The 21,280-nt window shown below is 71.4% G+C and carries 15 protein-coding genes and 1 pseudogene; 8 read left to right on the plus strand and 8 right to left on the minus strand.

Features of this window, described 5'->3' with window-relative positions; all coding sequences use genetic code 11:
• Window positions 1-49 precede the first annotated feature (49 nt).
• Window positions 50-970, plus strand: a complete 921-nt coding sequence (locus H490_RS20065) for a LysR family transcriptional regulator (RefSeq protein ID WP_017883211.1) — start codon at window positions 50-52, stop codon at window positions 968-970.
• 10 nt (window positions 971-980) lie between these two features.
• Here the strand turns inward: H490_RS20065 and H490_RS20070 are convergent, their stop codons facing one another.
• The 3 genes from H490_RS20070 to deoC are packed head-to-tail and all read right to left on the minus strand — an operon-like array spanning window position 981 to window position 3,109.
• A complete protein-coding gene (locus H490_RS20070) occupies window positions 981-1,382 on the minus strand; it encodes a cytidine deaminase (protein ID WP_017883212.1) in 402 nt (133 codons plus the stop codon).
• Window positions 1,379-2,347, minus strand: coding sequence for a Ppx/GppA phosphatase family protein (locus H490_RS20075; RefSeq protein WP_017883213.1), 969 nt, complete (start codon window positions 2,345-2,347; stop codon window positions 1,379-1,381). The genes H490_RS20070 and H490_RS20075 overlap by 4 nt, the downstream gene beginning before the upstream one ends.
• Before the next feature lie 9 nt (window positions 2,348-2,356).
• A complete protein-coding gene (deoC, locus tag H490_RS20080) occupies window positions 2,357-3,109 on the minus strand; it encodes a deoxyribose-phosphate aldolase (protein ID WP_017883214.1) in 753 nt (250 codons plus the stop codon).
• A gap of 93 nt (window positions 3,110-3,202) precedes the next feature.
• Between deoC and H490_RS20085 the strand changes: the two genes are divergently transcribed.
• The 3 genes from H490_RS20085 to H490_RS20095 are packed head-to-tail and all read left to right on the plus strand — an operon-like array spanning window position 3,203 to window position 9,137.
• Complete coding sequence (locus H490_RS20085; protein ID WP_152424191.1) at window positions 3,203-5,518, plus strand: cellulose biosynthesis cyclic di-GMP-binding regulatory protein BcsB; 2,316 nt, start codon at window positions 3,203-3,205, stop codon at window positions 5,516-5,518.
• Window positions 5,515-7,182 carry a hypothetical protein gene (locus H490_RS20090; RefSeq protein ID WP_017883216.1) on the plus strand — a complete coding sequence of 556 codons (1,668 nt, stop codon included), beginning with the start codon at window positions 5,515-5,517 and terminating at the stop codon, window positions 7,180-7,182. Before H490_RS20085 ends, H490_RS20090 begins: the two co-directional genes overlap by 4 nt.
• On the plus strand, window positions 7,179-9,137 hold the full coding sequence (locus tag H490_RS20095) for a glycosyltransferase (RefSeq protein WP_017883217.1): 1,959 nt from the start codon (window positions 7,179-7,181) through the stop codon (window positions 9,135-9,137). The genes H490_RS20090 and H490_RS20095 overlap by 4 nt, the downstream gene beginning before the upstream one ends.
• A gap of 10 nt (window positions 9,138-9,147) precedes the next feature.
• On the opposite strand, the gene H490_RS20100 is transcribed toward H490_RS20095, so the two are convergent.
• From H490_RS20100 to H490_RS20110, 3 genes are read right to left on the minus strand one after another with little or no spacing between them, the layout of a single operon-like run.
• Window positions 9,148-9,897 carry an SDR family NAD(P)-dependent oxidoreductase gene (locus tag H490_RS20100; protein ID WP_017883218.1) on the minus strand — a complete coding sequence of 250 codons (750 nt, stop codon included), beginning with the start codon at window positions 9,895-9,897 and terminating at the stop codon, window positions 9,148-9,150.
• A complete protein-coding gene (locus H490_RS20105) occupies window positions 9,894-11,192 on the minus strand; it encodes an FAD-binding oxidoreductase (RefSeq protein ID WP_017883219.1) in 1,299 nt (432 codons plus the stop codon). The genes H490_RS20100 and H490_RS20105 overlap by 4 nt, the downstream gene beginning before the upstream one ends.
• Before the next feature lie 4 nt (window positions 11,193-11,196).
• Complete coding sequence (locus H490_RS20110) at window positions 11,197-11,598, minus strand: GtrA family protein (protein ID WP_017883220.1); 402 nt, start codon at window positions 11,596-11,598, stop codon at window positions 11,197-11,199.
• A gap of 50 nt (window positions 11,599-11,648) precedes the next feature.
• Here H490_RS20110 and H490_RS20115 point away from each other — a divergent pair.
• Window positions 11,649-12,563: pseudogene (locus tag H490_RS20115) on the plus strand (decaprenyl-phosphate phosphoribosyltransferase); the annotation flags it as partial.
• 90 nt (window positions 12,564-12,653) lie between these two features.
• Here the strand turns inward: H490_RS20115 and H490_RS20120 are convergent.
• Together H490_RS20120 and H490_RS20125 are read right to left on the minus strand one after the other, a co-directional pair.
• Window positions 12,654-15,395: a DEAD/DEAH box helicase gene (locus H490_RS20120; RefSeq protein ID WP_017883222.1), complete on the minus strand. Its 2,742-nt coding sequence runs from the start codon at window positions 15,393-15,395 to the stop codon at window positions 12,654-12,656.
• A 20-nt stretch (window positions 15,396-15,415) separates the two neighbouring features.
• Window positions 15,416-16,828 carry a DUF2130 domain-containing protein gene (locus H490_RS20125; RefSeq protein WP_017883223.1) on the minus strand — a complete coding sequence of 471 codons (1,413 nt, stop codon included), beginning with the start codon at window positions 16,826-16,828 and terminating at the stop codon, window positions 15,416-15,418.
• Window positions 16,829-16,963: 135 nt separating this feature from the next.
• Between H490_RS20125 and H490_RS20130 the strand changes: the two genes are divergently transcribed.
• The 3 genes from H490_RS20130 to H490_RS20140 all read left to right on the plus strand — a co-directional run bounded on the left by H490_RS20130 (window position 16,964) and on the right by H490_RS20140 (window position 21,274).
• Window positions 16,964-18,058 (plus strand): NADH:flavin oxidoreductase/NADH oxidase, encoded by a 1,095-nt coding sequence (locus H490_RS20130; protein WP_017883224.1) that lies wholly within the window; start codon window positions 16,964-16,966, stop codon window positions 18,056-18,058.
• Between the two features lie 178 nt (window positions 18,059-18,236).
• Window positions 18,237-19,418: a winged helix DNA-binding domain-containing protein gene (locus tag H490_RS20135; protein ID WP_017883225.1), complete on the plus strand. Its 1,182-nt coding sequence runs from the start codon at window positions 18,237-18,239 to the stop codon at window positions 19,416-19,418.
• Window positions 19,419-19,489: 71 nt separating this feature from the next.
• Window positions 19,490-21,274 carry a cation:proton antiporter gene (locus tag H490_RS20140; RefSeq protein WP_017883226.1) on the plus strand — a complete coding sequence of 595 codons (1,785 nt, stop codon included), beginning with the start codon at window positions 19,490-19,492 and terminating at the stop codon, window positions 21,272-21,274.
• The last annotated feature ends 6 nt before the right edge of the window (window positions 21,275-21,280 follow it).

Consider the following 21,280-nt stretch of genomic DNA (forward strand, 5'->3'; position numbering starts at 1 on the left):
AGCGACCTGCATCAAACATCGCACTGTCAGATATGGGATAGTGTGACGCATGATCGATCTGCGTCAGCTCCAGGCTCTGCGGGCCGTGCACGCTGAGGGATCCGTCACCGGGGCTGCCCGCAGGCTCGGCTGGAGCCAGCCCACGGTCGACTACCACCTCAAGAACCTCGACCGCCTCGTCGGCGCCGCGGTGATCCAGCGCTCGGCGCGCGGCAGCTCGCTCACGCCCGTGGGCGTGCTGCTGCTCGACCGGGGCGAGGAGATCCTGACCCTCACCGATCGCGCGCTGCGCGACGCCCGCGATCTCACCCAGATGGGGCGCGTGCGGCTGCGCTTCGGCACCTTCCCCACGGCCGCCGCGAAGCTGCTGCCCTCGATCGTGGCGCAGGTGGGCGAGCTCGGGATCGAACTCGACGCCGTGCTGGCCGAGGTGCAGCCGCTCATCGCCGATCTCAATCTCGGCGAGCTCGACGCCACCCTCGTCTACTCGGTGCCCGGCTACGAGCTGCCGTTCCGCTCCCACGTGGTGACCACGGAGGTGCATCGCGATCCGCTCATGCTCGCCCTGCCCGAGGGCCACCCGCTCGCGGTCGCCGCCCCGATCGACGTGCCCTCGCTGCTGTCGCTGCACGGCGAGCGCTGGCTGTTCGGCGCGACGGGCCACGACCCGATGGACTCGGTGGTGATCGACGCGTTCGCCGCGGCCGGGCACACGCTCGAAGTGGCGATCCGGTCGGACGACTTCCAGGTGATGCTGGGCATGATCGCGGCCCGCATGGTCATCGGGCTCGTGCCGAAGCTCGCGAGCGGCCCCACGCACCCCGGCGTCGTGCTGCGGCCGATCGACGACCCCGCCTTCGCCCGCTCGCTGCTGCTCGCCGCCCCCGTGGACGGGCCCCGCCGGCAGCCCTCGACGGCCGTGCGTCAGCTCGCGGCGGCGATCCGCGACTCCCTCACCGCACTCGAGTAGCGACGCGTCGCTACGCCCTGATGTCGCCGGGGCCGAACGCGTGCGGCAGCACCGCGTCGATGGTGAGCGCCCCCGCCACCGTCTCGAGCAGCATGCCGGGCGCGGCGTGCTCGGCGAGCAGCTGGCGGCAGCGGCCGCAGGGCATGAGCGTCGCCCCGTCGCCGTCGACGCACACGAAGGCGACGAGCCGGCCGCCCCCGCTCATGTGCAGTGCCGACACGAGCGAGCACTCGGCGCACAGCGTCAAGCCGTACGAGGCGTTCTCGACGTTGCAGCCCGACACGATGCGGCCGTCTTCGACGAGCGCCGCGGCCCCGACCCGGAAGCGGGAGTAGGGCGCGTAGGCGCGATCCAGCGCGGCGACGGCGGCGGCGCGCAGGGCCTCCCAGTCGATCACGGCTTCGGCGCTCACGCGGTCTCCGGATGCTCCCGTACCGGCTCGGCGCCCCGACCGTCGAGCGCGTCGATGTAGCGCAGCACGATGCCCTCGCGCAGCGCCCAGGGCGAGATGGTGAGCGTGTCGACGCCGAACACCTTCATCGCGGTGCGCAGCACCACCGCGCCCGCCATGATCTGATAGCCGCGCTCGGGGGTGATGCCGGGCAGGTACTCCCGCACCGAGCCGGGCATGTCGCGCAGCGTGGGCTCCCACTCTCGCAGGCCCACGTAGTGCAGCTGCGCCAGGTCGCCGGTCACCGGGTCGGCGGGCCCGCCCACCAGCCGCGCGAGCGAACGGATCGTCTTCGAGGTGCCCACCACGCGCTTCGGCCGAGGGCGGTCGGCGAAGACCTCGTCGCGCACCCGCGTGAACTCGGCGCGCGCGTGCGCCCGCAGCAGCGAGACCGACTCGCGCGTCGGCGGGTCCTCGGGCAGGTAGTTGATGGTGGACCGGCCGGCCCCGAGCGGCAGCGACACCTGCACGTCGGGGTACTCGTCGGCGCCCTGCGCGATCTCGAACGAGCCGCCGCCGATGTCGAACAGCAGGATCTCGCCGGCCGACCACCCGAGCCAGCGGCGCACGGCGAGCATGGTGATGCGCGCCTCGTCCTCTCCCGAGAGCACCCGCAGGGCGACACCCGTCTCGCGGGCGATGCGCGCGAGCACCTGCTCGCCGTTGGCGGCCTCGCGGATCGCGCTCGTGGCGGTGGCGATCATGTCGTCGACGCCGATCTCCCGCACCGTGTCGGCGGCCTCGCGGATCGCGTCGATGATGCGGCGCACGCCCTCCTCGGAGATCGCGCCGTCGGCGTCGAGGTACCGCATCAGCCGCAGCACCGAGCGCTGCGAGTGGTACGGCGCGGGGCTCGCGCCAGGGTGGGCGTCGACCACCAGCAAGTGGACGGTGTTTGATCCGACGTCGATCACTCCGAGGCGCATGGGGAGATTCTAGTAGGCGGCGCCCCGCGGCGCGGCGGCGTCCGCGGCACCCGTCGCCGAGCCGGCCGAGGCGGAGGAGCCCGGCTCCCCGCTCCAGCCGTCGAGGATCGCGCCCGTGCCAGAGACCCCGAAGCGGGTGGCGCCGGCGGCCCACAGCTCGCGCACGGCCGAAGCGGTGCGGATGCCGCCCGAGGCCTTCACGCCCAGGCGCCCGCCGACGGTCTCGGCCATGAGCCGCACGGCGTGCAGGCTGGCCCCGCCCGCCGGGTCGAAGCCCGTCGAGGTCTTCACGAAATCGGCGCCGGCGGCCTCCGCCGCTCGGCAGGCGCCCGCGATCTCGTCGTCGGAGAGGGCGGCCGACTCGATGATCACCTTCAGCACGCGGCCCGGGCACGCCTCCCGCACCGCACGGATCTCCGCCGCCACAGCCGCCCAGTCGCCCGTTCCGGCCCCCGCGGCGCGCACCAGCGCGCGGTTCGCCACCATGTCGATCTCATCGGCGCCGTCGGCCACCGCCCGGGCCGTCTCGGCCGCCTTGACCTCGGCGCGGTGCGCTCCGGAGGGGAAGCCCACGACCGTCACCACCTCGAGTTCGCCGCGATCCTGCGGGTCGAGGGGAAGCAGCGAGGGGCTGATGCAGACCCGCTGCACGCCGAGATCGCGCGCCGCCGCGAGGAAGGCCGAGAGCTCGTCGCGAGTGGTGCCGGGAGCGAGCAGGGTGTGGTCTGCGACGGACAGGAACTGCGTCTTCGAGAGGCTCATGACTTCCAGGCTAGCCACTCGCAGGATTCACTGCTCGACGCACGTAGTATTACGGGTATCTGCATAACTTTCAGGGGAAAGGGCTGTTCCACGATGAGCACACCCGTGTCCGTTTCCGGATCCACCGCGCGAGCCAGGGATCGACGGCTTCTCGGCCGCACCCCCGCGGCTACGCTCTCGGGGCTTCTCGTTCTCGCGAGCCTCGGAGCTGGCGCGGCTCCGGCCCTCGCACAACCGGGAGCGGGTGCCGCGTCGGTCGTGCGGCCCCACGTCGCACCGGATCAGCCGGAGAACCCCGCCGACTCCACCACCCCGGCGGAGCCCTCGCTGCCCGAGCAGCTCGAAGAGGCGGTCGAGTCCGAGGCCGCGGCGACGGTCTCGGGCCACGCGGATCCGACGTCCCGCAGCGAGCGCGCCGAGCTCGCGAGCGGGGGCTCCCTCTGGATCCCATTCGCCGTGCCCACCGGCACGACCCCGCTGGAGTTCACCGCGCAGGTGTCGCTGCTCGCGGGCGACCCGGAGGCCCGGGTGCAGGTGAGCAGTGAGCGCCGCCACCTCGGCACGGTGTCACCCGCCGACGGCGAGATCCGTCTGGCCCTCAGCGGCGAGGACGTGTTCGACGGCACCGTCAACCTCGTGTTCTCCCTGCCCTGGGACACCGGCCGCGTCTGCTGGGTCGCGAGCGAGACCGCGCAGCGCGAGCAGGGCACCCGGATCGCCATCACGGACGCCTCACTCGACTACGCGGGCGAGGCGGCGCCCCCCGAGACCGTCGACACCTTCCTCTCGCCCTGGGTCGAGCGCGTCGACGTGGTCACGGGCGGCGATCCCGAACTGCTCGGGGCCGGCCTGAGCGCGGTCGCCGCAGCCGCCCACCGGCTCGGCAACGGCTCCTCGGTGTCGCTCGACGCCCCCGCGGCCGAAGAGGTCTCCCCCGTCGAGCAGCGCGTGATCGCGTTCGAGGCCGGCAACGGCCCGACGGCCACGCGCATCGACGCCGACGATCGAGGCGTGCCCCGTCTCATCGTCTCGGGCGCGCCCGAGGAGCTCGCCACCGCCGCCGCAGCGCTCGGCTCCGCCGGCCTGCCGCTCGCCTCCGCAGCGCAGACGGAGGGGCTCGCCTCCGCCGCCGCGACGCACCCCGACGACGCGCTCTCGCTCACCCTCGACGAGCTCGGCACGGCCTCCGTCTCGCTGCGCGGCTACGGCGTCACCGACAGCTTCATCAGCGTGCCGCAGGACGCCTTCGGCGGGCCCGTCGACGGCTACACCCTCCACCTCACCGGGGCGGTCAGCACGATCGAGTCCGTCACCATCGCGTCGGCCGAGGTGCTCTGGAACGACGTGCTCGTCGACACGCTGCCGGTCGACGCCGCCGAACCGCGCATCGACCGCGAGATCGAGATCCCCGCGTCGAGCGTGGAGGCTTCGAACGGCCTCGTCGTGCGGCTGACCGCCGTCGCCGCGGGCGGCGAGTGCATCGACGAGTCGCTGCTGCCGCAGGTGCGCCTCGATCTCGACACCCGCGCGAGCACCGTCACGGCCCATCGCGGCCAAGCGGCGCGTCCGGGCTTCGACCGGTTCCCCCAGACCCTCGGCGGCGCGCTCACGGTCGCCACGGGCTCGGACTCGCCGAGCACGGCCGAGGTGCAGGCGGCGGGATCGGTCGTCGCGGCGCTGCAGCGCGTCTCGAGCCGGCAACTCGCGATCACGGTCGACTCTGCGCAGCAGCTCATCGACTCCTCGCGGCCCGGCCTGCTCGTCGGCGCCACGGCCGAGCAGGCGAACGCGCTGCGCACTCCGCTGCGCCTCGACCATTTCCGCACCTTCGCCCCGTCTGGCAGCACCGAGCTGACCGTCGCCGTGGATCAGCCCTACGCGGCCCTCATGGCGCTCGAGTCGGGCGACCGCGATCTGCTGGTCGTCGGCGGCTGGGCGCCCGAGGGGTCCGCCCCCGACGACCTGATCGCGAGCGTCACCGGCGACCTCGACGGCACCGACTGGTACTCGCTCTCGGGTGTGCTGCGCTTCCAGGCCGAGGGAGACGACGAGCCCGAACTGCTCGACATCAACGCCGTCGTGCCCCAGCAGGAGTACCGCGACGACTACACGTGGCTCGCCTGGGCCGCAGCCGGTGCGCTCGTACTGCTGCTCGTGATCGTCGCGATCGCGGCCGCGTCTCGCCGTCGCCGTCTGGTCGCCACCCGCCAGGTCGAGGCCGAGGCGGCCTCGGCGGCGAGCACGACGCAGGTCGGTGCCGCCGAGGAGGGCTCCGCCGGAACCCGCTCCGCCGCAGCCGTCGATCCCGACGCCGTGGCAGCCGCGCCGACCGGCGATTCCGCCGTCGGCGCCGATGCGGCAGTCGACCCCGGCGCCGACGAGGCCGAGCGCCGCACCGACGGGTCGTGAGCACCGCCGAGCTCGCACCGGGCCGCCTCCGGGCGGCCTGGGCGGCGCTCGGTGCGCCCGCAACCGGACGCCGCGTGCCGGGCACTCTCGTCGTCGCTCTGATCGCTCTGATCGCCGGCACGGCGGCGGCGTTCTGGAGCATCGGCACCGACCTGCACTTCGCCTACGCAGACGCGCAGAGCCACCTCACGATCGCCCGCCGCATCTTCGACAGCAAGGCGCCCGGCTTCACGCAGCTCGGCACCGTGTGGCTGCCGCTGCCGAACCTGCTGCTGATGCCGTTCGTGGCGGTCGACTGGCTCTGGGCGACGGGCTGGGCGGCCGCGCTGCTCGGCATCGTCTGCCTCGTCGCGATCACCTCGGCGAGCTACCGGATCGCGGCTCGCATCGGCCTCGGGCGCCCCGCGCGCCTCGTGCTCGTCGCGCTCATCGTCACGAACCCGAGCCTGCTCTACGTGCACACGACCGCCCTCACCGAGCCGGTGCTCATCGCCTTCCTCACCGCGGCGGTCGCGGGTCTCGCCTCGTGGGCCCTGTCCTCCCGCGAACTCAGCGCGGGAGAGATGATGGTGTTCAGCGGAGCGCCGGCCGCGGGCGCCGTGCTCTCCCGGTACGAGGGGTGGGCGCTCGTCGCGAGCGGCACCCTCTTCGTGATGATCGTCGCCTGGCGACGCAGGCGGTCGATCAAGCACGTCGTGAAGATGGCCGGAGCCTTCGTGCTGTGGCCCGCGCTCGGGGTGACCTGGTGGGTCGCCTACAACTTCGCCGTCTACGAGAACCCGCTCGAGTTCATGAACGGGCCCTACTCGGCCGCGTCGCTGCAGGCGCCCGTCTCGGAGTCCGGGTTCCTCGCGTACCAGGGCTCCGTGGGGCTGACGCTCTGGGCGTACCACTGGGCGATCATCGGCACCGTCGGGGCGGTCACGCTCGTGGTGGCCGGCCTCGGCCTCATCGCCCTGTGCGCCCGCTTCAGGCTCGAGACCCGCGCGCTCATCGTGTGGCTCATGGCGACCGGATGGGCCTTCTCGCTGCTCAGCCTCTACCTCGGCCAGACCCACATGAACAACATGCACACGATGCCCACCAACTGGTGGAACAATCGCTACGCCCTCGTGTCGCTCACGTGGTTGGCGATGCTCTGCGCCGTGTGGGTCGACACCTGCCTGCGCGCGCGTCGGGCGCGAGTGCTCGGGATCGCGGCCGTCGTCGCCACGGTCGTCGCCCTCGCGGGCCAGCTCACCTGGTCGCTCGCCGACCTGCCCGGTCGCAGCGCCGTGCTCGCCGAGGCCGAGAGCTACATGCAGATCAAGCGGGCGAACGGCACCGATGCCGGGGCCCGGTACCTGCGCGACCACTACGACGGCGGCGGCATCCTCATGGACGAGTCGGCCGCCGGCAACGCCGTGCTGCCGCAGATCGGCATCCCGCTGCGCGAGTACTTCAACCGCTCCACCGGCGAATTCTTCGACGAGGCGCTGCGCGACCCCGCCGGCCACGCACGCTGGATCTTCTACACCGTCGCCGCGGCGCCCTCGCTGTCGAGCGCCGCCGTCGCCGACCAGGTGTACGCGACCCTGCTCGAGGATCCGTCGGTGCTCGCCCAGTACGAGACCGTGTTCTCCGAGGGCGACATCCGCATCCTCCGACGATTGGACGGCTCATGACCCGGGTGCCCGGCCGCGATCCGCGCCGCATCGGCGAGATCCTGCTCGACCGCGGGCTCATCACCGAGCAGCAGCTCGGCCAGGCCCTCGCCGACCAGCGCGCCGGCGGCGGGCCGTTGGGCCGCCACCTCATCCTGAACGGCGCTGTGCAGCGCATGGAGATGTACGGCGCCCTCGCCGAGCAGTGGCGGGCGCCGTTCGTCGACCTCGTGCAGATCGACGAGCAGGGCGAGATCGACGCCGTGGCCATCCTCGCCGAACCCGCCGAGACCTGGGTGGAGCGCGGCTGGTTGCCGATCCGCATCGAGCGCCCCGCCCACGCCCCGTCGTCGATCACCGTCGCCACCACGGTTCCGCTCGCCGAGTCTGCCCGCGCCGAGATCATCGCGCGCTACGGGGTCGACCAGCTGCAGCTCGTCACCACCACCGACTGGGATCTGGTGCGGGTCGTGCAGTCGATCTGCCGCGCGGCGCTCGTCTTCGGCGCCGCCGAGTCGCTCGCGAGCACCGACAACTCCGCCTCGGCGAAGGACGGCCTCAACGCCTGGCAGCGCGCGCTGCCCGTCATCGCGGTCGCGATCATCGTCGTCGGAGCCGTGCTAGACCCCCTGCTCACCGCGGTCGCCGTGCTCGCGATCGCCAACGCGATGTTCCTCGTCAACGTCGGCTTCAAAGTGCTCGCCGGCGTGCGCGGCAGCGCCCGGCGCGTGTGGCGGCAGCGGCTCGGCGACGAGATCCACCACCAGCGGCAGCAGCGCGGCCTGCCCGATCCCGAGTTCTCCATCCCCGACGACGACCTGCCGGTCTACACGATTCTCGTGCCCGCCTACCGCGAGGCCAACATCATCACCAAGCTCGTCGCCAACCTCGGCGCGCTCGACTACCCGAAGTCGAAGCTCGACGTGCTGCTGCTGCTCGAAGAGGACGACGACGAGACGATCGCCGCGGTCAAGGCGATGCGCCCGCCCGAGTACGTGCGCATGCTCATCGTGCCGCCCGGCGGCCCTCAGACGAAGCCGCGCGCCTGCAACTACGGGCTCGCGTTCGCGCGCGGCGAGTTCGTGGTCATCTACGACGCCGAGGACCGCCCGCAGCCGCGCCAGCTCAGGCAGGTCGTCGAACGCTTCCGCACCGCCCAGCAGGTCGACCGCACCGACGAGCGCCCCCTCGTCTGCGTGCAGGCGGCCCTCAACTACTTCAACGCCGACTACAACGTGCTCACCCGACTCTTCGCGGTCGAGTACGCGCACTGGTTCGACTCGATGCTGCCCGGCATGGACGAGTGGCACGTGCCGATCCCCCTCGGCGGCACCTCCAACCACTTCGTCACCGAGCAGCTGCGCAACCTCGGCGCCTGGGATCCCTACAACGTCACCGAGGACGCCGACCTCGGCATGCGCATCGCCGTGCACGGCGGCCGGGTGGGCGTCGTCGACTCCGTCACCTGGGAGGAGGCCTGCGCCGAGGTGCCCGCCTGGGTGAAGCAGCGCACGCGCTGGATCAAGGGCTACATGATGACCGGAGCCGTCAACGCCAGGCATCCCGTCGCGTGGCTGAAGCAGAACGGCCTGCCCGGATTCATCACCCTCACGACGCTCATCATCGGCACCCCCCTCGCCTTCCTCGCCTACCCGCTCGTGCTCGGCTTCACGGTGATCACCTACGTGGGCGTGAAGTTCATCGGCCTCGACCTGCCCGAATGGCTGGTGATCGGCGGCACCATCAACATGCTCGCCTCGAACGCGCTCATGATCGCGTTCGCCGGCGCGGCCGCCTGGCGCAGGTACAACTGGCGTATCGCGGCGTTCGCGCTGCTCAACCCGCTCTATTGGATCCTGCACTCCGTCGCGGCGTGGCGGGCCGCCTGGCAGATGTACTTCAGCCCGCACCGCTGGGAGAAGACGCCGCACGGGCTCACCGAGGAATACGAGGACTCCTCGGTGGTCGCCGAGTGACGGCTCGCTCCTAGAGCGAGGTGCGCTCGAACAGCCACCGCGGCGCCAGGCGCACCGCGAGCATGATCCACCGCCACAGGCCCGGCGCATAGACGACCGGCCTGCCCGCCGCGATGCCGCGCGCCACGATGCCGGCGACCGCGGCGGCGCTCGCGAGCCGCGCGCCCGACTCCTGCAGCGGCGCCGTCATCGGCGTGGCCGTCGGCCCCGGCTTCACGAGCGTCACCCGGCGGCCCGATCCGTGCAGGCGGTGCTGCTCGCCCTCGGCGACCCGCTCCACCATGCCCTTCGCCGACCCGTAGAGGAAGTTGCTCGCGCGGCCGCGATCCCCCGCCACCGATCCGATCACCGCGATCCGCGTCGCCCTCGTGAGGCCGACCGCCGCGTCGAGCCAGAGCGAGGGTGAGACCCCCGTCGCCTCGAGCTGATCCTTCGCGAGCGCGAGATCCCGCTGCATGCGCTGCTGCTCGTGCATGGCCCCGTGCGCGATGAGCACCGTGTCGGGATCGGTGTGGTCGGCCGCATCGGCGACCGCGCGCTCGATCGCGGCCGGATCGAGCAGATCGAGGGCCACGACGGCCACCTCGGGCGATCCGCCTCGCACGCGCAGGTCGGCGGCGACGCGTTCCAGCCGCTCCTCGCTGCGCCCCACGAGCACGAAGCGCGTCGCGCCCCCATCGGCCCAGCGGCGCGCGATGTGCTGCGCGATCACCGAGGTCGCGCCCACGATGAGCGCCGAGCGGGTGGTGTGCCTGGTCATGAGATCAGCCTCCTGGCGAGATCGGATTCGATGCCCGGATCCCGGAACGGCAGGAACTCGGGCAGTCTCGGGTAGCCCGCCTCGAAGAGCTCGCGCGGCATGCGGGCGTCCTTCGCGGGATACAGACGGCCACCGACCTGCGACACGATGCGGTCGAGCTCCGCGAAGAGCCGAAGGGTGCGATCGCCCAGGTCGGGGAAGTCGAGGGCGAAGCAGACGCCCGGCGCCGGGAAGCTCAGCATGCCCGGGGAGGGCGTGTCGCCGAAGGTCTTGAGCACCCCCAGGAAGGATCCCTGTCCCGAGCGCGCGATGCGGTGCAGCATCTCGGCCGTCGCCTCCTCGGCGCCCTCCCACGGGATCGTGCTCTGGTACTGGTAGAAGCCGCGCGGGCCGTACATGCGGTTCCAACCGCGGATCGCGTCGAGCTGGTAGTCGTAGCTGCGGTAGTGCTCGATGCGCGTGCCGACGCCCGCGCGCTGCCACCAGTAGTAGGCCTTGTTGAGAGCGGGCAGCGTCGCCCGCCCGACGAGCGAGAACGGCGGCGTGAACGGCACCGTCAGGGCGCGCTCGTCGGCGGGCGGCGCCTGAGCGGCCGTCTGCGCGGCCGAGCACGGGTGAGCCGTCGTGAAGATGCCGCGGCGGCCGCCGCCCGTGACCACGTCGATCCAGCCGACCGACAGCGGCTCGGTGGTCTCGCGCACGAACGAGAAGTACTCGGACAGCGAGCCGAACGCGACCCGGCGCGTCTCGAGCCACGGCCCCGCCACCCGCTCCAGGCGGATCGTCGCTTCGACGATCACACCCGTGAGGCCGAGCCCGCCCACCGTCGCGGCGAACCAGTCGCTGCGCTCGTGAGGCCCGCAGACGATGCGCTCCCCGTCAGTGCGCAGCAGCACGAGCCGCTCGACGTGGCACCCGAACGTGCCCGCCGCCGCGTGGTTCTTGCCGTGCACGTCGTTGGCGATCGCGCCGCCGACCGTCACATCCTGCGTGCCCGGTGTCACCGCGAGCATCCAGCCCCGGCGCGAGAACACCCGCTGGATCTCCCGCAGCGTCACCCCCGCCTCGCAGCGCAGCAGACCCGTCTCGTCGTCGAACTCGATGAACGCGTCGAGCGCGGTCAGGTCCCACGCCGTCCCGCCCGCGTTGAGGGCCGAATCGCCGTAGCTGCGCTCGAGCCCGACCGCGAGGCCCGGGTGACCGGTCGCGATCGCATCGGCGACGCGACTCGGGTCGGCCGGCCTCACCACACGGTGCGGATGACGGCCGCGACGACCCCAGGAGACCAGATCCATCTGCCTACCCCTCCCTCTCGACGAAAGTGTAACGGCGGTCCAGCTGATACTTCGCCGCGTAGCCGATCGCCAAGCCGATCACCGCTCCCGCGTAGCGAGCCGCCTCCGTGCCGAAGAACCAGTGGAAGCCGAACTCGAAGCCCCAGAACACCAGCGTCGTCGCCACGCTGAACAGCGTGTACATCACCAGCGTGCGCACGGTGCCCGAGAAGCTCTTCGCCCGATAGCGGAAGATGTACCGGCGATCCAGCACGTACTTCACCGCGAGCCCGACCACCGTGCCCACGAGCACCCCGGCCGCGACCCCCCACTCCCCCGACAGCAGGCGCACCACCGCCGCCTGAGCCAGCAGATTGGCGACCGTCGCGATGCCCGCGAAGATCAGGTACAGCAGCGCGATGCGCACATCGACTCCGTTCTCGGAAACGGGGCCAGCCTGGTCTCAGTGCGGCCTCACGATCCCCGAGAATAGAGTGTATGCGCTCTCTCATCCAGGCACTGCGTCCGCGGCAGTGGGTCAAGAACCTGCTCGTGTTCGCGGTGCCCCTCGCGGCAGCCCGAATCTTCGAACCGCAGGTGCTGCTCGACACGCTCATCGCCTTCGCCGTGTTCTGCGCCGCCTCGTCGTCGGTGTACCTCGTCAACGACCTGCTCGACCGCGAATCGGATCGGCTGCACCCCACGAAGCGCTTCCGCGCGATCGCGAGCGGCCGACTCTCGCCCGGCGCGGCGTGGACGACCGCCGCGCTGCTCGCGTGCGCCTCGATCGCCGTGCCGTTCGCGATCCACCGCCCCGGCTTCGCGTCGATCATCATCGCCTACCTGGCGCTGCAGCTGCTCTACGTGTTCTGGGCCAAGCACCACGAGATCGTCGACGTGCTCTCGATCGCGGCCGGCTTCTGCCTGCGGGGCGTGGCGGGCGCCGCCGCGACGGGCATCGCCGTCACCGAGTGGTTCATGCTCGTCATCGCGGCGGGATCGCTGTTCGTCGTCGCCGGCAAGCGGTTCTCGGAGCTGCTCTCGGCGAAGCGCAACCCCGACGCGCACACCCGCTCCACGCTGCTGCTCTACTCGGAGTCGTTCCTGCGCTTCGTATGGACCCTCGCAGGCAGCGCGCTCGTGCTCGGCTATGCGCTGTGGGCGTTCCAGATCAAGTCGATGAACCCCACGTTCACCGTGCTCTCCGCGGTGCCGTTCCTCGCGATCGTGCTCTACTACGCCGCCGACATCGACGCGGGCCGCGCCGAGGGGCCCGAGGAGGTGGTGTTCCGCGACCGGCGCGTGCAGGTGGCGGGGCTGCTGTGGCTCGTGCTGTTCGTGCTCGCCACCGCCGTGCCGGCCGACCCAGCGGGCGTCTTCTCGCTCCAGTGAGCGGTCCGCGCGGCTCGCGCGGCTCGCGTGTTCGCGCCACCGGGAGCGGCGTCGCGCACGGCTCGCAAGCTCACCCGACCGTGACCGGTGTCATGCCGCGATGAGCGGGCCGACGCGGTGCACACGAATCGCCGGTTCGCCATCGGCTTCGGATCCGGCGAGATCGACGACCCCCTCGATGGCCCAGTCGAGATCGCCGGCGGGGTCGAGCAGCACCTGGCGGAAGCGCCACACGCCCTCGGAGACCGCTTCGGCGCCTCGGTCGATCTCGAGCAGACGGGCCGCGCGGGCGTCGGCGTCGACGCGGATCTCGTCGTACTCGGTGTAGTAGCCGTCGAGCGCGGCGCGCCAGGCCTGCTCGCCGAAGCCGTGAGGGCCGTCGAGCGCGGCGAGCTCGTCGTAGCGCTCGAACGCGGCGGCCTGCACGCGGAGGAAGAGGGCGTTGCGCACCATCACGGTGAAGGCCCGCTCGTTGCGCAGCACGGAGCGCGTCGCGCCGAAGGCGCCGATGGCGGCCTCGGCCGCAGGGCTCGACGACGCGCCGCTCGTTCCAGGGCCGCCGCCGTGCGCGGCACCGGCCGCTCGGCCGAAAGCTTCGCTTCCGGCTTCGAGCGCCCCACCCCGCGCTGCGCTCCGTGGGCTGCCGCCGTGCGCGGCACCGGCCGCTCGGCCGAAAGCTTCGCTTCCGGCTTCGAGCGCCCGCCACTCGTCGACGAGGCTCGAATCGACCTGGCGCACGAGCTCGCCCAGCCAGTCGATGAGCTCGTCGAGCTCGGGCGTCTTCGCCTGCTCGGGAATGGTGCGCTCGAGCGCGCGATAGGCGTCGCTGAGGTAGCGCAGCACTCCGCCCTCGGCGCGCCCCAGCTGGTAGAAGGAGACGAGGTCGCGGAAGCCGAACGCACGCTCGACCATGTCGCGCACCACCGACTTGGGTCGCAGTTCGTAGTCGCGCGCCCACGGCACCGCTTTCGCGTACTCGTGGAAGGCCTCGTCGAGCAGTTCCTTGAGGGGCTGCGGATGCGTCACCGCTTCGAGCAGTTCCATGCGCTCGTCGTACTCGATGCCCTCGGACTTCATGGCCGCGACCGCCTCGCCACGGGCCTTGTGCTCCTGCGCGCGCAGGATCGCGCGCGGTTCCTCGAGCGTGGCCTCGATGATCGAGATCACGTCGAGGGCGTAGCCGTCGGATTCGGGATCGAGCAGTTCGATCGCCGCGAGCGCGAACGGCGACAGCGGCTGGTTGAGTGCGAAGTTCGCCTGCAGATCGACGGTGAGGCGCAGCAGCTTCTGCCTTCGACCGCTGCGCTCGTCGAAGTGCTCGTGCACCTCGACGATGCCGCCGCTCCGCAGCGTGCGGAAGATCTCGATCGCGGTGCGGGCGTGCTCGAACTGGCGCGCCTTGGGCTCATGACTGTCGAAGATGAGCATCTGCATGGTGTTGAGGGCCTCGCCCTCCCACTCCTCGCCGCGGCCGATCACACCCAGCACCATCGAGTGGGTGACGCGCATGCGGCTCACGAGGGGTTCGGGCGGCGACCCGACGAGCTTCTCGAGGGTCTGCTCGCTCCACCCCACGAAGCCCTGGGGCGGCGCTTTCTTCTTCGGCCCCTTGCCCACCTTTTTGCCGGCCGCGGCCTTCGCCTGGGCCTTCGCGCTCTGCTTGGCGTTCTCGACCTCGTGCTCGGGCGCCAGCGCGATCACGTCGCCCTCGGTGTCGAAGCCGGCTCGGCCCGCGCGCCCGGCGATCTGGTGGAACTCGCGGGCGCTCAGACGGCGCATCTTCTCACCGTCGAACTTGGTAAGCGCGGTGATGACCACGGTGCGGATCGGGACGTTGATGCCCACGCCGAGCGTGTCGGTGCCGCAGATGACGCGCAGCAGGCCCCGCTGGGCGAGCTGTTCGACGAGGCGCCGGTAGCGGGGCAGCATGCCGGCGTGGTGCACGCCGATGCCCGCGCGCACGAGGCGCGAGAGCGTCGTGCCGAAGCCGGTCGTGAAGCGGAAGTCTCCGAGGGCTTCGGCGATCTCGTCTCGGCCCGCGCGGTCGACGATGCGGATGCTCGCGAGGGCCTGCGCCTGCTCGACCGCGTGCGACTGGTTGAAGTGCACCAGATAGGCGGGGGTCTGGCGGTGCTCGATGAGCTGCTCGACCACCTCGTGGGCGGGGGCGACCTCGTAGCTGAAGCTCAGCGGCACCGGGCGCTCGACCCCGGTGACGAGAGCGGTGTCGCGTCCGGTCGCGTCGCTGAGGTCGGCGGCGAGCTCGGTGACGTCTCCGAGAGTGGCCGACATCAGCAGGAACTGCGCGTCGTTCATGAGCAGCAGCGGCACCTGCCACGCCCAGCCGCGCTCGGGGTCGGCGTAGTAGTGGAACTCGTCCATGATCACCTGCGTGATGCCGCCGACCTCGGGGTTGTCGACGTCTTTGTCGCGGATGGCGAGGTTGGCGAGGATCTCGGCGGTGCAGCAGAGGATCGGGGCGTCGGGGTTGATCGACGTGTCGCCCGTCACCATGCCCACGTTCGCGGCGCCGAAGACATCGACGAGGTCGAAGAACTTCTCGCTCACGAGCGCCTTGATGGGCGCCGTGTAGACCGTGCGGCGATCCTCGGCGAGGGCGATGAAGTGCGCGCCGAGCGCCACGAGCGATTTACCGGTGCCGGTGGGGGTCGCGAGGATCACGTTGCTGCCGAGCGCGATGCCGAGCACCGCCTCCTCCTGCGCGGGATAGAGGCGCAGCCCGCGCGCCTCCCAGGCCCACTCCTCGAAGGCGGCGAAAGCCTCGTCCGCCTCCGCGAAGACGGAGGTCTCGAGGATCGTTCCCAGATTCATGCGCGCGCGTTCCGTCCCGCTCACTCGCCGGCGGGAGTGCCGGCGCCACCCTCGAGCTCGGCGAACTTGGCCGCCATCGTCGGGTTCTTGCGGGTGAGCTTCTTGATCGTAACGCCCTGAGCCTTGTCGTTCGCCAGACGCAGGTTGCGCTCGGAGCCCAGCAGTTCGTCTTTCACCTTCTGCAGCCTCGCGATCGCCTTGTCGATCTCTTCGATCGCAGTGTGGAACTTTCTCGTGGCGAGTTCGTAGTTGCGCCCGAACGCCCCCTTGAAGGCGTCGAGCTCGTCTTCGAAGTTGGTGATGTCGATGTTCTGCGCCTTCACGTGCTCGAGCTCGGCCTTGTACTTCAGCGCGTTCAACGCCCCGTTGCGCAGCAGCGTGATGAGCGGCAGGAAGAACTGCGGCCGCACCACGTACATCTTCGGATACCGGTGCGAGACGTCGACGATGCCGTCGTTGTAGTACTCGTTCTCGGGTTCGAGCAGCGAGACGAGCACGGCGTACTCGCAGCCCTTCTCGGTGCGGTCCCTGTCGAGCTCTTTGAAGAAGTCTTCGTTCTTCTTCTTCGTCGCGGTGGTGTCGGCCTCGTTCTTCATCTCGAACATGATCGAGACGACCTCGACGCCGTTCGGGTCGAGATCCCGGAAGATGTAGTCGCCCTTGCTGCCGGAACTCGCGTCGTTGTCCTTCTCGAAGTAGGCGCTCGGGAAGGCCATGGCGCGGTACCGGTTGAACGTGTTCTCGCAGTGCAGCTCGAGCGTCTCGCCGATCATCTTCGTCGACAGCCGCGCCTTCATGTCGCGCAGACGCTCGATCTCGAGCTCGCGGTCTCTCAGCTGCGTCTCGTACCGATCCTTCAGCGACTGCTGCGCGAGCTGCTTCTCGAGTTCTACCCGTTCCAGCCCGCTCTGCAGCTCGTCGCGCTCCCGCTCCACGGCGCCGACCGCCTCGGCGAGGGCGAGCCTCTGCGAGAGCTCGACCGCCTCGAGCTTCGATCGCAGCTGCTGGATCTGCGAATCCTTCGTCGCGGCCGCCCGCTGCAGCTCGGCCACGAGCTTCGCCTCGGCCAGCTCCACCGCCGCCTGCGTCTCCTGCCGGGCCTGCTCGAGTTCGTTCGCGAGCGCGTCGCGCTCTTTCTCGACCGCGCCGAGCGCCTCGGCGACGGCGAGGCGCCTCGCGGTCTCGCCGGCCTCGATCTTCGCCTGCAGCTCGTGGATCTCGGCGTCTTTCGCGGCGGCTGCGCGCTGCATCTCGCCCGCCGACCGCGCGGCCGCGAGTTCGAGCGCCTTCGCCTTGTCCTGCTCGGCCAGCTCGAGCCGCTCATGCAGCTGCTGTTCGAACTCGTGGTCGCGCACCTGCTTCAGGATGTCGGCGTACCCGGCCTCGTCGACGGTGAACGCCTTGGCGCAGTGCGGGCACTTGATCTCATGCATCCGGAGCCTCCCTCGACCTGTCTCGGAACGCTTCCAACCTTCCCACAGACCACCGACATTCCCGCTCCGAGCGCTCCGGCACGGGGCGCACCGGGCTCCTCGAGGATGTCAGACGTGCTCGATACACTGCGATGCATGGCAGACCCGATCCTCTTCCGCCCGTTCCGGCTCCGCGACCTCGAGGTGCGCAACCGATTGTGGGTCTCCCCGATGTGCCAGTACTCGATCGAGCAGCAGCACGGGGTGCCGGGTGACTGGCATCTGCAGCACATCGGCGCGCTCGCTCGCGGCGGCGCCGGCCTCGTCACCGTCGAGGCGACGGCGGTTGCGCCCGAGGGCCGCATCTCGCCTCGCGATGTGGGGCTCTGGAACGACGAGCAGACGGCGGCGTTCGCGCGCCTGGCGAGCATCGCGCATGCGCACGGCGCGCGCATCGCGGTGCAGCTCGCGCACGCCGGCCGCAAGGCTTCCACTTACCCGTGGCTGCCCGGCCAGCCCGACGGCACCGTGCCGATCATCGAGGGAGGCTGGCAGACCGTGGCCCCTTCCGAGGCCGCGTTCGGTGAGCTCGCCGCGCCCCGCGCGCTCGGCGCCGACGAGATCGCGGGCATCGTGGAGGCATTCGCGACCGCCGCCGATCGCGCCGTCGCCGCCGGCCTCGACGCCGTCGAGGTGCACGCCGCCCACGGCTACCTGCTGCACGAGTTCCTGTCGCCGCTCTCGAACCTGCGCGGTGACGGCTACGGGGGCGATCTCGAGCGCCGCGCACGGCTGCTGCGCGAGATCGTGCGCACGATCCGCGGCCGCCACGCCCGCCTGCCGATCCTCGTGCGCATCTCGGCGACCGAGTGGGTCGAGGGCGGCTTCGACCTCGACGAGGCCGAGCGGGTCGTGTCCTGGCTCGCCGAAGACGGGGCCGACCTCGTCGACGTTTCGTCCGGCGGCAACGTACCCGTCGCCCCGATCCCCGTCGGCCCCGCCTACCAGACGCCCCTCGCGGCTCGGCTGCGCGGCAGTCTGCCCGCCGAGGCGATCGCCGTCGGCACGGTCGGCCTCATCACCGAGGCCGCGCAAGCCGAGTCGATCCTCGTCACCGGGCAGGCCGACGTGGTCTTCCTGGGCCGGGCGCTCCTCGCCGATCCGCACCTGCCGCTGCGGTGGGCGCACGAGCTGCGAGCTCCCTCGGCCGAGGCGCTCGTTCCGCCGCAGTACCACCGCGCGCGCTTCTGATCCGCGCCCCGCGCCGCGTCTGCTCGGCGCCGCGTCTGCTCGGCGCCGCGTCTGCTCGGCGCCGCGTCTGCTCGGCGGCCGCCGCAAGGCGGCACCGCATCCGTCGCACCTCGGCATCGGTGTCGGTGTCGGTGTCGGTGTCGGTGTCGGTGTCGGTGGCCCGGTTTACACTGACCGCATGACCGAAACGATCAGCACCGGGCAGCTGCTCGGCCTGCGCATGCGCGCGCTGCGGCTCGCCGGCGAGGCGCTCTCGCCGCCGGGCCGGGCGGCGGGAGCGCAGCGCATTGCGGCGGTCGCACGGCGCATGCTCGCCGTGCAGGGGCAGGACTGGCGCTCCTCGCGCTGGGCGCTCGGGCTCCGCGCGCCGGGCACGGGGCTCGCCGACGTGCACGCGGCGTTCGACGAGGGCCTCATCGTGCGCTCGTGGCCGATGCGCGGCACCATCCACGTCGTCGCGGCCCAAGACATCGGCTGGATGCAGCGGGCGACGAACCACCGCGTGCTCTCCGGCGCGCCCAAACGGCGCGAGTATCTGGGCATGAGCGACGCGATGCTCGACCGGCTCGTCGAGGTGTCGATGGAGGCGCTCACCGGGCTCGCGGCGGAAGGAAGCGGGCTCGACCGCGACTCCCTCGCTGCGACCTGGACCGAGGCGGGCATCGAGTGGCAGGGCAACTGGCGGTACCACCTGATCTGGTGGCTGTGCCAGAACAGCCTCGCCGTGTTCGGGCCCGCGCGCGGCGGCGAGCCGCTGCTCGTGCGCGCCGACGAGTGGATCCGCGATCCCCGCTCCCTCGAGGGCGACGAGGCGCTCGCCGAACTCGCGGCTCGGTACGCCGAGGCGCGCGGGCCGATCCGAGAACGCGATCTGGCCTGGTGGACGGGACTGACGGTGCGCGAGGCCCGGCAGGCGATCGCGCTCGCCTCCGAGAGCGGTCGCCTCGCGCCGCTGCGCCTCGACGGGGCTGCAGGTGCCGCGGGCGCGCTCTGGGCGCACCCGCGGCTGCTCACCACGTCGTCGGTCGACTCGGCGAGCGATCCGTGGCTGATGCTGCCCGCGTTCGACGAGCACCTGCTCGGCTACACCGATCGTGAGGCGCAGCTCGACCCCGCCCACTTCGAACGCATCGTGCCGGGCCGCAACGGCATGTTCCTCGCGACGGTGGTCGCCGACGGCAGGGTCGTTGGCACCTGGAGGCGCGGCACGCGCAAGCCCGAGGGCCTGGAACTGTCGGCGCTTCCCGGCGAGCGCATCGACGTCGACGCGCTCGCCCCTGCCGCCACGCGCTGGAGCGCCTTCCACGGGCAGCAGGCGCCCGCCCTCATCCTCACCGATCCCGCGGTCAGTCGACGGTGATCCGGCCTCCCACGGCGCCGGGCCCCGCACGTCGATCCGAAGCCGCGCCCCGGCCGTGAGAACCTAGAACCATGGAATTCGGCCTCCTCTCCGTGATCGCGGTGATCCTGCTCGTCGGGGCGTCGATCGTCGGCAGCAAGATCCGCGTGGCGGCTCCCCTGCTGCTCGTCGTGGTCGGCATCGGCATCGGCTATCTGCCGTTCGTGCCGCTCATCGACATCGACCCCGAGATCATCCTGGTGGTCGTGCTGCCGCCACTGCTCTACTCGGCCGCGGTCAACGTGCCGATCGTCGATTTCCGACGCAACTTCCGGCCCGTCATCGGCCTGTCGGTGCTGCTCGTCATCATCTCGGCGGTGGCCGTCGGCTTCCTCGTGCACTGGATCGTGCCCGACATCCCGCTCGCCGCTGCCATCGCGCTCGGCGCGGTCATCAGCCCCACCGACGCGGTCGCGGCGACCTCCATCGGCAAACGGCTCGGCATGCCCGAGCGCGTCGTCTCCATCCTCGAGGGCGAGAGCCTCGTCAACGACGCCACCTCGCTCGTGCTCTTGAAGACCGCCACCGCGGCCGTGGCGGGCAGCTTCGCGCTCTCCTCGGCCACGGGATCGTTCTTCCTCTCCGTCTCGGTCGCGATCGCCGTCGGCCTGCTCTTCGGCGTGATCACGGTATGGATCCGGTCGAAGCTCACCAGCCCCGTGCACGACACGATCATCTCGTTCATCGTGCCCTTCGTCGCCTTCATCCCCGCCGAAGAGCTGCACGCCTCCGGCGTGCTGGCCGTCGTGGTGACGGGGCTCTACACCGGCCACCACGCCTCGCAGCGCTTCAGCGCCTCCGCGCGCACCAACGAGCGACTCAACTGGCGCACCGTGCAGTTCCTGCTCGAGAACGGCGTGTTCCTCATCATGGGGCTGCAGCTGCACTCGCTGGTGGCGCAGGTCGGCGAGAGCGAGTTGCGACTGCAGCACATCGGCCTGCTCTCGCTCGGGCTCGTCGCACTGCTCATCCTCTGCCGCTCGGCCTTCATGGTGCCGCTCATCGCCGGCATGCAGCGCGTGACGCGGCGCTACGAGCGCCGCAACGCGGGGTACGCGCACCTCAACGAGCGGGTGCAGAGCTCGGGCATCGCCGACAGGGACGACGGCCGCTTCAGAGACCGGCTGCGCAAGCTCGACATCCGAACCCGGCGTTCGGCGGCCGACCTCGAGCACGAGCGCGAGCAGCAGCTCGGCTGGCGCGACGGCGTCGTGCTGTCGTGGAGCGGCATGCGCGGCGTGGTCACCCTCGCTGCGGCCCAGTCGATCCCCACCACCGTTCCCTACCGCCCGCAGCTCGTGCTCGCCGCCTTCGCGGTCGCCGTGGTCACCCTGCTGCTGCACGGCCTCACGCTGCCCGTCTTCATCCGCAAGCTCTGGCCCGACGGCGCCGGTACCGGGCAGGAGAAGGCCGAGCTCGTCTCGCTCTCCAGAGACCTCTACGAGGCCGCCGACGAGGCCATCGACGAGGCCGTCGAGGAGCGCGAGAGGGAGCTCGAGAAGGAGGCACCGCAGCCGCCGAAGGATGCGCGGCAGCAGGAGCAGACCGACATCGCGGTGCAGCGCGCCCGCGCGAGCGCTCGCAGCGCCCTGCTCCCCCTGGCAGCCGCGGCCGCGCCCACCCTCCCCATCGAGGTGCAGGGCGCCGAGCATCCGGCGCAGACGTATCAGAGGCTCGCCCGAGTCGCCCTCGAGGCCCAGCGGGAGGCGCTGCTCGAGGAGCGGGCGATCGGGCGCTACAGCTCCCAGGCCATCCACGCGGCCGAGCTCGCGCTCGACGCCTACGAGACCCGGCTGCTGCCTCCGACCGCGCACTGACGCGCA

This window comes from Leucobacter sp. UCD-THU, from assembly GCF_000349545.1.
Lineage (GTDB): Bacteria > Actinomycetota > Actinomycetes > Actinomycetales > Microbacteriaceae > Leucobacter > Leucobacter muris.